The following is a 13,543-nucleotide window of genomic DNA, read 5'->3' on the forward strand; positions in this document are numbered from 1 at the left end:
CGATTAATTCCGCTATGCGCTATATCATATATCAATAGAGAGCATAGCGGAATTAATCGGTTCCCTGCCCATCAAGTACTTCTCTCTTAATAATCGGAATACCGAAATAAAACTCCAGTATCTTTGTGCGAAACAGATAATCGTACTTTGTTCTTAGCAAATCGGATTGAATGTTTACCAAGAGGGTCTGCGACTGATTATAATCAAAACCTGTCGCCATGCCATTTTCATAGCGTTCTTTCGTATAGCGGAACGCTTCTTCCCGAGCTTTCAACATTTCCTTAGTTGCCATATAAGTTTCCAAAGCCCCTTTAGCATCTGAATATGCCGTATAAATATTCCGTTCCAAATCAAGTTCAGTCTGTTCTAAAGTCAACTTACTTTTGTCTAAATTCACTTTAGACCTTGAAACATTGTTACGGGTCGAAAAGCCATTAAAAATCGGAACACTCAACTGAAATCCAAAATTATGTCCTTTATAGAGGTTAAACTGTTCGAAGAATGGTGGAGGATTCTTAAGACCTCCTTGTCCATCTGGAATCTTAGCGTACGAAACACGCGAACTGAATCCATAAAAACCACTAAGCGTAGGTAAATAAGCCCCTTTGGCTATTTCGATTTCCTTTTCCGCAATTCTCACATTGTTTTCAGCAATTTTCAGCTCGGTACGCTCATTCTTAGCTTTGCCAAAAATAGATTCTGGCCCCTCCAATAGAATACTATTCACTTGAAATTCGTACGCCACATCCGCAATATCAAAATCTTTAAATTCCTTCATCTGTAGCAGTTGCGCTAAGCTCATTTTAGATATAATCAATGCATACTGAGCCTCAATAATCCGCTGTTTGTCTGTAGCAATAGTAGCCTTTATATCAAACAAATCCCCTCTAGGGATCATCCCCGCATCGACCAGAACCTCCGAGCGCACCAATTGTAGACTATCCGTCTCAAACTGTTGTTTCTGAACTTTTACGGCCTCTTTATTAAACAGGACCTGCAAATAAGCATTAACCACGTTCAACGCGACATCCTCCTCCATTTTCAGATGCTGATATTGAGAAGATATCAACGCCAGCTTGGCTTTTCTGAAACGGTTCTGATTCTGCATACCTTTAAAAATATCGACACCCAAAGATGCCCCCATCGAAGTAAACTGTGTCGTTTGATTTTCCAAGATACCTGTAGTAATATTGGTATTCAGCCCCCTGTTCCAAGAGTGCGAAGCATTGGCATTCACATTGGGCAAAAAACTTCCGAAAGCATCTTTTTTATCGATCTCAGCGAGCTTATTATCCAGTTCGGTCTGCCCAATAGAAACATTGTTATCGATAGCGTAAGCTACACACTCCTCCAACGTCCATTTCTTTTGAGAGAAAGCATCATTTGCCAAAAGAAGGCAAATAACAGCAATTATTTTTGACACAATATTCATGTTTGTTTCTTCAGTATGCGCTAGTTATAACTCTTATTTGTCAGCTCCATGGAGCCCCCACTTCTATAAGAAGACAATACGCCATTAATCGAATGAATTACTTCTTGACTTGATTCCAAATCTTAATCTTACTATCCTTCGTAATTCCACTCTTTATTTCCACGTAAATTCCATCACTCACACCCAGTTCCACATCTCTACGCTCAAATTTTTGAGGCGCCACCTCCACTTCAACAAAAGATTTCTTCGTTTTTTCATCATACTGAACTACCCCCTCTTTCAGCGCCAATACATTCTCCGCATTTTCCAACACAATAGAAGCATTCGCACTCAATCCCGAGCGAATAAATGTCGTATCCTTATTGATGAGATTTCCTTTTATCGGAAACTGCATAGCCCCATTTTCATTCACTCCTTTAGGCGCGATATAATCTAGCACAGCATGAAACTTTTTGTTTTCAATAGCTCCAACGGTGATTTCCAACGGAAGCCCTAATCGGATTTTGCCAACCTCGGATTCATCCAGTTTTCCCTCAAAAATCATATTGCTGACATCTGCCAAACTTGCAATCGTGGTTCCTTCATTAAAGTTATTCGCCTCAATGACTTGATTTCCTTTTTTTACCGGCACATCCAGCACCATTCCCGACACCGTCGAACGAATCCGTGTCTGTGCCATATTCGCCAATCCAGTTGTTGTTCCTGTTCTGATAATTTCAGCATTCTGCACCGTAGAACTATAAGTCTGTTGCGCCTGTCTATACGTCGTTTGAGCGGCATCAAAATCATTTGCTGAAATTACACCTTTATCAAAGAGCATCTTTTGTCGCTCAAATATCCGCTTCTGGTTCTCTAAATCTATTTTAGCCGATTCGATTTGGTTATTCGCCTGATTTAAGCTAGAGACATTGGGTACCACTTTAATCTCAGCAATCAGATCACCCGACTTAATATAATCCCCGGCCTCAACATAGACCACATCGATAATACCCGAGATGTTCGGCTTAATCAACACCTCCTCCTTCGGATTAATATTTCCGGTAGCAACCGTACTTTTGGAAATAGAGCGAATTTCAGCTTGTACTGTCTCGTAGACTACCGTGGGTTGTTTGTTCTTCTGATACAGCCACACCAAAGCACCTACAAAAGCAATTGCTAAAAAAACTAAAATTGAAATCGTACAGCCTTTTTTCATCTTATATTTTTAGTTTAAAGTTCAATGTTTAAATCTTAATCAATATGGCACACTTCCCACCTTTACTCTACTCGCAAAGCATCAATAGGCTTCACTTTCACCGCCGTAATTGCCGGAATTAATCCCGCCAACAATCCTGCAAAAACCAATATGATCAATGCAGCGGCCACAACTCCCAAATTCACACTTGGATTTACAATCGGAATCTCATTCGCATTAGGAGCTTGATCGAGTCCCCAATTAATGAGACTCAAAACCAATGAAGCAAAAATAATCCCAGCCATCCCTGAGATAAGTGATAATACAACGGATTCCGAGAGTATCTGCTTTATTATTATCCATGGCGTTGCCCCCAAAGCTCTACGGATTCCGATTTCCTGTGTACGTTCTTTAACGATAATCAGCATGATATTTACAATTCCGATAATTCCAGAAACTAAGATAAAAATACCTACGAAATAAGAAACTGCAGTCAAAATCGAAAACAAACCATTTATTTTTTTAAACTCCTGATACAGATCAAAGTGCCCAATCGCCCGATCGTCATCGGGATTAATACTGTGCCTATGTTTTAGCAGATCAAAAATCCCCTGTTTCAAATCCGTAATCGGCATATCATCCTTTGCAGTTATTGCCATCCACCCCACTACATCACCATAATTAAAAGCCTGTTGAAATGTCGTAAACGGCACAAAAACCTGCTTTTGACTTTCCTCTGCGTTCCCGCCCAAATTAGAAATACTTTTATAGACACCCACCACCATAAAGTTGACCCCCTGCACTTTTATATACGAGCCCAAGACCTCTTCGCCTGGCATATACAGCTCCCGAATCACTCCTTCCCCAATAACAGCGACTTTCCGTTTACTGTCAATATCACCATAATTCACAAAGCGCCCCTTCACAATATCCATCGGTTGCTGCAAAATAAATTCAGGATAATCCCCATACACATTGTACGCACCGGTTTTTGTTCCTCTCACTACGTTATTATTACCACCAAATCCGCCCAACTGATTTCTCGGAGAGACATACAGCAGTCCATCTATACGCTGTTTGATTGCTTCTACATCGCCATTTTTATAGTTAAAACTTCGCCCCTGAGGAAGTCCCTGATAAGGTTTAGATGTGGAATTGGCCCACATAAACATAGTATTCGTGGACAAGCCCCCCATCTGTCTCTTAATACCATTCTGTAAGCCCTGACTCGCGGACAACAGTATTATTAAAATAAATATCCCCCAGAACACACCAAAAGCGGTGATCAACGTTCTGAACGGATTAGCAGAAAGTGCTGCTATTATTTCACTCCAGTTATCTCTATTGAACATATCAATCCCCCCTTAGTGCAATAATAGGTCTGATTTTAGCCGCTCTATAAGCAGGTACAAAACCGGCAAAAGCACCAGCCACAACCAAAATAGCCAAAGTCGTAATAGCAACATTAAAATCAACTTCTGGATGCGTAAAAAAATCGGTTTCAATCGAAGGTCCCACAAACTCCCAGACGAGCAAACCAGCAACAAGCCCCGAAAAACCAGCTACTACGGTAATAAAAACCGCTTCCTGCAATATCATCGATATAATAGAAAAGGGAGATGCGCCCAACGCTTTCCTGATTCCAATCTCTTTTGTTCTTTCCTTTACGATAATGAGCATGATATTTCCAACTCCGACCACACCAGCGATAATCGTACATATCCCTACAAACCAAAAGAAGCCTTTTACGCCGCCAGTTATAATGTAAATATTCTTTGCTTGATCCAACGAATTATTGATATGCAAAGCCCCTTGATCATCAGGCGCTATGGTATGACGTGCTCTAAGAAAGGTTTCCAGCTTTTGCGTAAAATCATGGGATTCCGCAACCGCATTATCAAAATCCACATTCTTCTTCAACGTAAAAACAAGACTACGAATCTTATCTCCCGCACTATATGCACGTTGAGCCGTCGAAATAGGAATATATACTCTGCTTTCTTCTCTTTCCCCTCCTGGATCCGTAAAAACCCCAATGACTTTATAAATCGTACCCGAAATATTCAACTCCTGTCCCAACAACTCCTCTTCCCCCTTGAACAGATCGTCCGCCACCTTCTGACCAATAACAACATGTTTTTCGTAATTCGTAATATCAGCTTGATTCAGAAATCTCCCTTTCGCAACAGATGCATTTTCGATAAATTGATAGTCGGGATGTACACCTTCTACCCTATAGGTGCCCGTTTCATTTTTGAAAACCATATTACCACTCCAGACAGAATAAACAGCAGATTTATACTCTATATAATCTGACAGCAGCCTGATTGTGGTATTATAATCCGAATTGTGAAGTTGGATTTCGCGACCAATTCCCAATCCGTTATATTCTTTTTGTGTAATACCAGGCCAAACCGAAATCCTATTGACAGCATCTTGTTCAAACTGCTTTTGAATACCGTTCTGAATACCATTCCCCGCGCCAAGGAGAATCACCAAGATAAAAATCCCAGAAGCCACAGAAACTCCCGTCAAAACTGTTCGAAGTTTGTTCTTAAACAAACCCTCAAATATCTCCTGCCATCTCTCTATACTAAACATACGACGATGCTCTGACTTGGTTAACGGGGTTATCCGATTCAATCTGCCCGTCTTTCAGAAACACAATCCGCTTAGTCATCTCCGCGATATCAGACTCATGCGTTACAATAAGAACAGTTTTTCCTTCATCATTAATTTGCTGTATCAGCTCCATCACCTCGTATGATGTCTTCGTATCCAACGCTCCGGTCGGCTCGTCAGCCAATAGTACTTTCGGATCTGCAGCTAAAGCTCTAGCTATCGCCACACGTTGCTTTTGTCCACCACTCATTTCGCTGGGTAAGTGCTTCGCCCAATTGGCCAGTCCGACTTTTTCAAGGTAATACATAGATCTTTCCATACGTTCCTTTCTACCCATACCTTGATAATATAAAGGCAATGCCACATTATCCAGTGCACTTTTATAATTGATAAGATTGAACGATTGAAAAACAAATCCCAAAAATTTATTTCGATAACGAGAAGCAATAGTCTCGTTAAGATTTTTTATAGGAACATTATCCAATGTATACGTGCCGCTGTCCGCCTCATCCAGAATACCGATAATATTCAGCAGAGTCGACTTACCCGACCCCGAACTCCCCATGATAGAAACAAACTCGCCCTCTTTAACCGCAAAATCAATACCCTTAAGAACATGTAAGGAGTTTTTCCCCATTTGATACGACTTGTGAAGATCTCTAATTTCTATCATGCACCATTCTTTTAAAATTACTTAAAGTAGTTGTTTGGGTTTCAAGGACTCCACACGAGGATATACATTGGAACATTTCTTTAATAATTGGAAATGAAAATACTTATTTTCGCTCCCTTTTGCAAAAAATCATACCTAAATTTAGAATAATATACTGCAGCATATTACTTTTTTAACTCCAGATTAACAAAAAAGAGGAATTGAAACAACCTGTAGAAGAATAATCTATAATAAAAAAACTCAGACTACTTTCGTAGCTGAGTTTTCTGAGAGCCTCCTATCGGAATCGAACCAATGACCTACTGATTACAAGTCAGTTGCTCTACCAGCTGAGCTAAGGAGGCGTTCATCCCTTGGGATTCAACGCTGCAAATATGAGAAGTTTAATTCTATTTTGCAATACCTAAAAAGCTTCCTCTTCTCTTAACGACATAATACTTTGAATCTCAAGACAAAAAAATAAATTTTATCGATAATCGGAAAAATTGACAGTCAAAAACAAATAAATAAGACAAAAATTCAGGTTTTCGAATTAAAAAACCCTAAGGCATCTAATTTGTTTAGTAACTACATATACATTAAAAAATCTTATTTCAACATAGCAACAATGAACTTCAATAACTACACAATCAAAGCACAAGAAGTCATACAAAAGGCTTCTGAGATTGCGGTGGGCAATCAGCAACAAGCTATAGAACCCGCACATCTACTAAAAGCCTTGCTTACCGTAGATGAAAACGTCGTAAGCCATCTTCTAAAAAAACTAAACGTAAATATAGGATACGTAACATCCGAAGTAGACAAGCTTATCGAATCTTTACCCAAAGTAAGTGGGACCAATGTCTACCTTAGCAACCCAACCTCTGCTGTATTACAGAAAGCCCAGAGCTACCTAAAAGAATTCAATGATGAGTATATATCCATTGAACATCTTTTACTTGCCCTACTGTCGGCTAACGACAAAACCTCGTCTTTGCTAAAGGACCAAGGAGTCAATGAAAAAGACTTAAAACTTGCAGTTAAAGAATTACGGGGCAATAACAGAGTGACCGATCAAAATGCAGAAGCCACCTACAATGCACTTGGAAAATACGCACGCAACTTAAATGAGTTTGCGGAATCCGGGAAATTAGACCCAGTCATTGGCCGGGACGAAGAAATCAGAAGAGTAATGCAGATACTTTCCCGCAGAACGAAGAATAATCCAATTCTAGTGGGCGAACCAGGGGTTGGTAAGACCGCTATTGCCGAAGGAATCGCACATCGTATCATTAAAGGCGATGCGCCCGAAAACTTAAAAAACAAAACTGTATTCTCTTTAGATATGGGAGCATTGATCGCGGGCGCAAAATACAAAGGTGAATTTGAGGAACGCTTAAAAGCTGTCGTCAAAGAAGTATCCGATAGCGATGGTGAAATCATTCTATTCATCGATGAGATCCACACCCTAGTCGGTGCAGGTGGAGGTGAAGGCGCTATGGATGCCGCCAACATCTTAAAGCCAGCACTAGCACGAGGTGAACTCCGCGCTATAGGAGCGACCACCCTCAACGAATACCAAAAGTATTTCGAGAAAGACAAAGCCCTCGAACGCCGTTTCCAAAAAGTAATGGTTGAGGAACCTGACACTCAGGATGCGATTTCTATCTTAAGGGGACTTAAAGAAAGGTATGAAACACACCACAAAGTACGGATACTCGATGAGTCCATCATCGCTGCTGTAGAATTGTCACAGCGCTATATAACAGACCGCTTTCTACCGGACAAGGCAATCGATTTAATTGATGAGGCTGCTTCCAAATTACGCTTGGAGATGGATTCCGTCCCAGAAGCAGTCGATGAATTGGAACGCCGCATCATGCAGCTCGAAATCGAGCGCGAGGCTATAAAACGCGAAAATGATGATAAGAAAGTAGCTGAACTATCAGAGACAATCGCAAATCTATCCAGCGAACGCGATTCATTAAAAGCAGCTTGGCAATCCGAAAAAACACTGGTAGACCGCGTCAACCAAGAGGTGCAAAACATTGAGGACTACAAACTCGAAGCTGACCAGGCCGAACGGGCAGGTGATTACGGAAAGGTAGCCGAACTGCGTTACGGAAAAATCAAAGAAGCACAGGACAATGTCGAAAAGCTGAAAGCCGAACTCAACGAAAAGCAACAGAGCAGCCGTATGCTGAAAGAAGAAGTGACTTCGGAAGACATCGCAGACGTCGTATCGAGATGGACGGGCATACCTGTAAACAAAATGGTGCAGTCGGAGCGTCAAAAACTACTGAATCTAGAAGAAGAACTTCACAAACGGGTAGCTGGTCAAGAAGAAGCAATCGAAGCTATCTCTGATGCCATACGCCGTTCGAGAGCAGGCTTAAGCGATGCGAAGAAGCCGATAGGCTCATTTATATTCTTAGGAACTACTGGTGTCGGTAAGACAGAACTCGCAAAAGCGTTAGCAGAGTTTCTTTTTGACGACGAACATGCACTGGTTAGAATCGACATGTCCGAATATCAGGAACGTCATGCCGTATCCCGATTAATAGGGGCGCCTCCAGGATATGTTGGTTATGATGAAGGCGGACAGCTTACAGAGGCGGTAAGACGTCGCCCGTACTCGGTGGTTCTTCTTGATGAAATAGAGAAGGCCCATCCGGATGTATTCAACATCCTGCTACAGGTATTAGATGATGGTCACCTTACTGATAATAAAGGAAGGGTAGTAAACTTCAAAAACACCATTATCATCATGACCTCCAATACGGGCTCACATTTGATACAGGAGAATTTCGCAACATTGACCGATACCAACAGAGATGAAGTTGTCGCAAAAACAAAGGATGATGTATTCGAGTTACTTCAAAAAACAATACGTCCAGAGTTTTTGAACCGCATTGATGAGATTATCATGTTCACTCCGCTCAGCAGAAACGAAATCGGAAGTATCGTGCGTATGCAGTTTGAGCGAGTCCAGCGACAGCTAGCAGAACAGAACATTTTCCTTTCTGCATCAGAAGAAGCATTGGATTGGTTAGCACAATTGGGTTACGATCCTATTTATGGAGCTCGCCCTCTAAAACGTGTTATTCAGAAACGAATACTCAACGAACTCTCTAAAGAAATCTTAGCAGGCAATGTGACGAGTGACTCCGTCATCCAACTGGATGTATTTGATGGTAAATTTGTATTCATTAACAAGAATTCGGAAAATCCATCTTAACAGAGACAACAAGAATATAGAAAACAGGGTCTTTTACAAATAAAAGACCCTGTTTTTATTATATCTCATCATTTACTATATTTACTACCAAACAACTACACTATGGAAATCAAACACATCCCTAGTCAACAAGGACAAATTGCTGAAGTAATTGGAGACAATATCTTTATCCAAAACCAGGAAGATGCCTTAAACCTAATGATGAGCTGTCTATACAATGATGCAGACAAATTAATCTTATATCAAGAAAACATTACCCCAAACTTCTTTAATCTGAAGACCAAACTCGCAGGTGATATTCTGCAAAAATTCTCCACCTATAGAGCACGTCTAGCTATAGTAGGAGATTTTACCATTTACGAAAGCAAGAGTCTACAGGACTTTATACGAGAAAGCAACCGCACAAGGCACATCAACTTTGTAGCCTCTAGAGAAGAAGCACTCGAACTCTTTGGTGGACTACATTAGAAATAAAAAAAGGGATTCTCGAAAAGAAAATCCCTTTTTTTATTCTATTCAAAAATGTTATTCGCCGTCTTCTTTAGCAGCCAAATAACGCTCAGCCTCTAAAGCTGCCATACATCCCGTACCCGCAGCAGTAATCGCTTGACGGTATACATTATCCTGTACATCGCCACAAGCAAATACACCTGGAATATTGGTCGCTGTCACATTAGGCTTCGTTATCAAATATCCCGTCTCATCCATATCCAACACACCTGTAAACAGATCTGTATTAGGTTTATGTCCGATAGCAACGAAGAAACCCGTCACTTCCAAATCCTTCGTCTCTTTCGTTTGGTTATTGACCACACGTACGCCTGTTACAACCTGTCCATCACCCAATACCTCCTCTGCTTCACTGTTATAATGCACCTCGATATTCTTCGTATTCATCACGCGGTGTACCATAGCTTTCGATGCACGGAATTCATCCCGACGCACCAACATATGTACCTTATTACATAATTTAGCCAAATAAGTAGCCTCCTCAGCTGCTGTATCTCCAGCTCCTACAATAGCCACATCCTGCCCTTTATAGAAGAAACCGTCACATACCGCACATGCCGAAACACCGAATCCGTTATATTTTTCTTCAGAAGGCAATCCTAAATATTTAGCAGTTGCGCCCGTAGCAATAATCACAGTTTCCGCTGTAACCGTTTTAATGTTGTCGATTTCTACTTTATGTATTCCTCCGTCTTTAGAAAACTCAACCTTAGTCGCATAACCAAAACGCACATCCGTACCAAAACGTTCTGCTTGTGCACGTAAATCCTCCATCATTACCGGACCTGTAATACCATTAGGGTATCCAGGAAAGTTATCAACCTCAGTAGTCTGTGTCAACTGTCCTCCAGGTACTATACCCGTATAGACCACAGGTTTCAAATCGGCACGAGCCGCATAAATGGCAGCAGTATATCCAGCCGGACCTGAGCCAATGATTAGACACTTTACGTGCTCAATCTCTTGTTGTGTATTCATCTATTTTATATTCTATATTACTTCCCAAATTTATTCTGTAGTCCCTTCAACATATCATTTGTGATAGGCTTGCCAGGTTCATCCACCTTTTTCTTAAACTCACGCTTACCAGATTCACCGCCCACAGCATCCTTCACCTTAACATCCTTCTTTTGACTTCTATGTGTATTCCAGATGTTTTCCAAAACCTTTTTTGTATAACGCGGAAAATCCCCGTTTTGCATCCAAGCATAATAACTCGGCTCCACATCGAACACATCTGTGATATTTTTACCCTTATGCTTGCCAAAGTTGATGGTCACTTCCCCTTCTTCATTATATACAAGACGGCCAGCAAAATCTACTGGCTTAGAAAGATTCGTAAACGTATGCAATGCCTCCACATCATTGACCACAGGATACGACACCTCGCCATGTTTATCCTCGAAAGCGACACCATTATATTTATCCAACTGCGCTTTCAAAACCTCATATGTAGCACGTACATCCGCTTCAGCCTGATGTGCATTGTCTAAGTTCTTATCGCAATAAAAGCGGTAGGCAGCCTTTAACGTACGCTGTTCCATCTGATGGAAAATATTCTGTACATCAATAAAAGCACGTCCCTCTAAAGAAAAATCAACTCCCGCAGCCAAGAATTCTTCCATGAGCATAGGAACATCGAACTTATTGGAATTATATCCTGCCAGATCAGCATCTCCTATAAAATCTGCTATCTCCTGGGCAAGCTCTTTAAAATATGGCATATCCTTAACATCCTCATCATAAATACCATGAAACAAGGAGGAAGCCGGCGGAATTGGAATACCGGGATTAACCTTCTTAGTATACACCTCTTCCTCCCCTCCTGGCAATATTTTCACGATAGCAATCTCAACAATTTTGTCCGTAGCAATATTAACACCTGTTGTCTCTAAGTCAAAAAAGGCTAACGGTCTTCTCAAATTTAATTCCATGGGCTAAAGATAATTCTAAATATGTACATACAAAAATACTGAATCCAAATCGTTACAATATCACTCTCCTGTCAACAAAAATGATCCAAAACCAAAAATTTTACGACAATTCCTACCAAATCTTCCTAGATTTTAAAAAATAAAAAAAGGGCAGAAAAAATTCCACCCTCTTTTTTATTTCATTTTAGATAAACTCATTATCCCAACGTCTCTTTCAATCGTTGAACCTGATGATCAACCAATTTCTGCAAAGGTCCTGAAGCCATCATTTTCATCATCATATTGAGCTGCGCTTCGATGACAAATGTAGCTCTTGTTTCTGCTCCCTGCTCTTCCAATCTCCAAGCCAACTTGATCTCAAAAGGAGCTTCTTCTGAAGGCACACAAATGATTTCCTTATTCTCCGTACGCAAACTTATCCTCAACGCCAGTTTTGCCATATTTTTAATAGTAAAACGAGCCTCATCAGCTGTCGATGTCCAATTATAGATATTCTCGGGCATCAGTTGTTCATGATTGTTCAAGTCAGCCAAGAAAGAATAAACATCAGCCACCGCTCTGTTTATAACGACATTGTTTTGAATAATAGTCATCTTTGAAAGTTTTATATTTTAAGGTGAGATAAAAGATGAAAACACTTTTTAATACGAATCATACTTCTTGTCACCTTCTTATAACGCTACATTTAAACTTCTGGAGTCCAATTTGCAGGATCGACACGCCATTTCTCCAGAATGGCTATATCAGCTTCCAGTACATAGCTTTTGTCCACGGCCACATGAATAAGCGCATTGTAGTCACATAAACTGAATAATGGACATTTTGCTTCCGCAAAATTTGTAGTTGCAACGTCCAAGCCATAGGTAAAGATAGAAACTAATCCGACAACATTACATCCTGCATCACGCAAAGCTTTTACCGCCTGCAATGAGCTTTTTCCAGTAGAGACAAGATCTTCGATAACAACCACACGCTGTCCCGAAACGACCTCTCCTTCGATCAAATTCTGACGGCCATGCTCTTTGGCACTACTACGTACGTACGAAAAAGGCAAACCTAGATCTTGCGCCACCAATACCCCTTGAGGAATACCTGCAGTTGCCACACCAGATATCATATCGACCGATCCAAACTCCTCTTGGATTAACTGAGAAAGCTTTTGACGTATGTACGTACGGATAGCTGGATGTGATAATGCGACACGATTATCACAGTAAATTGGAGACTTCCACCCAGATGCCCAAGTAAAAGGACTTTTAGGTTGTAATTTTATTGCTTTAATTTGCAATAAGGATTCAGCAATTTTTTGTTCAACCTCATTAAAATTATTCATGGCGCAAATTTATAAAATTTATATGAACCAAAGCCTGCTAATTTTAGCAGATTTTGCCCCCTCTATTAAAGGAAACGTACAAACTATTGGTTTACAAGATATTGATATGGAAAAACTTTTCAACAGTATCACGAAAAATAACGACATAACCTACCTGTATGTACACCCAAACATTAACCAAGTGTTAAAAAATATACTTGCCACCACAAAAATAATTCATGCAGCAGGTGGATTGGTGAAAAATGGAGAGGGCGACTACCTCTTCATTTACAGGCTCGACAAATGGGATTTACCGAAAGGAAAAGTCGAAGAGTCCGAAAAAATGAAAGATGCAGCTCTTCGCGAAGTGGAAGAAGAGTGCGGCATCAAAGTAAATTACCTCGGACCCAAGATTGCCACAACCTACCATACCTACTATATGCGTGGCAAATTTGTCCTAAAGCAAACCAAGTGGTATGAAATGGGAGTAAACAAAGTCCCTAAATTAATCCCCCAAACCGAAGAAGATATCACACAGGCAATCTGGCTTGATCCGAGAGAATTAGATAAAGTAGAAGACAACACCTACCCGCTAATTACTGAAATTATAGAAAAAATAAAGAAGAAGAAAAAGAAAAAAACTGTAGACTAAATTAGGTCTACAGCTCC

12 protein-coding genes and 1 tRNA gene are annotated in these 13,543 nt (G+C 40.5%); 3 read left to right on the forward strand and 10 right to left on the reverse strand.

Annotation, left to right across the window (positions count from 1 at the left end; all coding sequences use genetic code 11):
• Nucleotides 1–52: 52 nt before the first annotated feature.
• The 6 genes from M472_RS35155 to M472_RS35180 form a co-directional block, all read right to left on the reverse strand.
• Nucleotides 53–1,423 carry a TolC family protein gene (locus M472_RS35155; RefSeq protein WP_200859622.1) on the reverse strand — a complete coding sequence of 457 codons (1,371 nt, stop codon included), beginning with the start codon at nucleotides 1,421–1,423 and terminating at the stop codon, nucleotides 53–55.
• Between the two features lie 106 nt (nucleotides 1,424–1,529).
• Nucleotides 1,530–2,627 (reverse strand): efflux RND transporter periplasmic adaptor subunit, encoded by a 1,098-nt coding sequence (locus M472_RS35160; RefSeq protein WP_021070642.1) that lies wholly within the window; start codon nucleotides 2,625–2,627, stop codon nucleotides 1,530–1,532.
• Between the two features lie 62 nt (nucleotides 2,628–2,689).
• Entirely contained in the window at nucleotides 2,690–3,958 is a 1,269-nt protein-coding gene (locus tag M472_RS35165) for an ABC transporter permease (RefSeq protein ID WP_021070643.1), read from the reverse strand.
• 1 nt (nucleotide 3,959) lies between these two features.
• A complete protein-coding gene (locus M472_RS35170) occupies nucleotides 3,960–5,207 on the reverse strand; it encodes an ABC transporter permease (RefSeq protein WP_021070644.1) in 1,248 nt (415 codons plus the stop codon).
• Nucleotides 5,200–5,901: an ABC transporter ATP-binding protein gene (locus tag M472_RS35175; RefSeq protein ID WP_021070645.1), complete on the reverse strand. Its 702-nt coding sequence runs from the start codon at nucleotides 5,899–5,901 to the stop codon at nucleotides 5,200–5,202. The genes M472_RS35170 and M472_RS35175 overlap by 8 nt, the downstream gene beginning before the upstream one ends.
• A gap of 271 nt (nucleotides 5,902–6,172) precedes the next feature.
• Nucleotides 6,173–6,245 (reverse strand) — tRNA-Thr (locus tag M472_RS35180).
• 263 nt (nucleotides 6,246–6,508) lie between these two features.
• On the opposite strand from M472_RS35180, the gene clpB reads away from it, so the two are divergent.
• The gene (gene clpB / locus M472_RS35185) at nucleotides 6,509–9,118 is read left to right on the forward strand and encodes an ATP-dependent chaperone ClpB (protein ID WP_021070646.1); all 2,610 of its coding nucleotides are present in this window, start codon (nucleotides 6,509–6,511) and stop codon (nucleotides 9,116–9,118) included.
• 102 nt (nucleotides 9,119–9,220) lie between these two features.
• Nucleotides 9,221–9,586 carry a DUF4180 domain-containing protein gene (locus M472_RS35190; protein WP_021070647.1) on the forward strand — a complete coding sequence of 122 codons (366 nt, stop codon included), beginning with the start codon at nucleotides 9,221–9,223 and terminating at the stop codon, nucleotides 9,584–9,586.
• Between the two features lie 57 nt (nucleotides 9,587–9,643).
• Here the strand turns inward: M472_RS35190 and trxB are convergent, their stop codons facing one another.
• The 4 genes from trxB to pyrE form a co-directional block, all read right to left on the reverse strand.
• Nucleotides 9,644–10,606 carry a thioredoxin-disulfide reductase gene (trxB, locus tag M472_RS35195; protein WP_021070648.1) on the reverse strand — a complete coding sequence of 321 codons (963 nt, stop codon included), beginning with the start codon at nucleotides 10,604–10,606 and terminating at the stop codon, nucleotides 9,644–9,646.
• 17 nt (nucleotides 10,607–10,623) lie between these two features.
• Nucleotides 10,624–11,562, reverse strand: coding sequence for a 3'-5' exonuclease (locus tag M472_RS35200; protein WP_021070649.1), 939 nt, complete (start codon nucleotides 11,560–11,562; stop codon nucleotides 10,624–10,626).
• A gap of 197 nt (nucleotides 11,563–11,759) precedes the next feature.
• The gene (locus M472_RS35205; protein ID WP_021070650.1) at nucleotides 11,760–12,155 is read right to left on the reverse strand and encodes an SRPBCC family protein; all 396 of its coding nucleotides are present in this window, start codon (nucleotides 12,153–12,155) and stop codon (nucleotides 11,760–11,762) included.
• 92 nt (nucleotides 12,156–12,247) lie between these two features.
• Nucleotides 12,248–12,895, reverse strand: coding sequence for an orotate phosphoribosyltransferase (gene pyrE / locus M472_RS35210; RefSeq protein ID WP_021070651.1), 648 nt, complete (start codon nucleotides 12,893–12,895; stop codon nucleotides 12,248–12,250).
• Between pyrE and M472_RS35215 the strand changes: the two genes are divergently transcribed.
• A complete protein-coding gene (locus M472_RS35215; RefSeq protein WP_021070652.1) occupies nucleotides 12,894–13,526 on the forward strand; it encodes an NUDIX hydrolase in 633 nt (210 codons plus the stop codon). The genes pyrE and M472_RS35215 overlap by 2 nt on opposite strands.
• Nucleotides 13,527–13,543 lie beyond the last annotated feature (17 nt).

Origin of the sequence: Sphingobacterium paucimobilis HER1398 (assembly GCF_000416985.1) — a bacterium.
GTDB classification, from domain to species: Bacteria; Bacteroidota; Bacteroidia; order Sphingobacteriales; family Sphingobacteriaceae; genus Sphingobacterium; species Sphingobacterium paucimobilis.

Coding starts and splice junctions, on each gene's coding strand:
- M472_RS35200 (WP_021070649.1), bottom strand. CDS start 11,562: ATGGAATTAAATTTGAGAAGACCGTTAGCCTTTTTTGACTTAGAGACA.
- M472_RS35215 (WP_021070652.1), top strand. CDS start 12,894: ATGGCGCAAATTTATAAAATTTATATGAACCAAAGCCTGCTAATTTTA.
- M472_RS35170 (WP_021070644.1), bottom strand. CDS start 5,207: ATGTTTAGTATAGAGAGATGGCAGGAGATATTTGAGGGTTTGTTTAAG.
- M472_RS35175 (WP_021070645.1), bottom strand. CDS start 5,901: ATGATAGAAATTAGAGATCTTCACAAGTCGTATCAAATGGGGAAAAAC.
- M472_RS35190 (WP_021070647.1), top strand. CDS start 9,221: ATGGAAATCAAACACATCCCTAGTCAACAAGGACAAATTGCTGAAGTA.
- M472_RS35160 (WP_021070642.1), bottom strand. CDS start 2,627: ATGAAAAAAGGCTGTACGATTTCAATTTTAGTTTTTTTAGCAATTGCT.
- clpB (WP_021070646.1), top strand. CDS start 6,509: ATGAACTTCAATAACTACACAATCAAAGCACAAGAAGTCATACAAAAG.
- pyrE (WP_021070651.1), bottom strand. CDS start 12,895: ATGAATAATTTTAATGAGGTTGAACAAAAAATTGCTGAATCCTTATTG.
- trxB (WP_021070648.1), bottom strand. CDS start 10,606: ATGAATACACAACAAGAGATTGAGCACGTAAAGTGTCTAATCATTGGC.
- M472_RS35165 (WP_021070643.1), bottom strand. CDS start 3,958: ATGTTCAATAGAGATAACTGGAGTGAAATAATAGCAGCACTTTCTGCT.
- M472_RS35205 (WP_021070650.1), bottom strand. CDS start 12,155: ATGACTATTATTCAAAACAATGTCGTTATAAACAGAGCGGTGGCTGAT.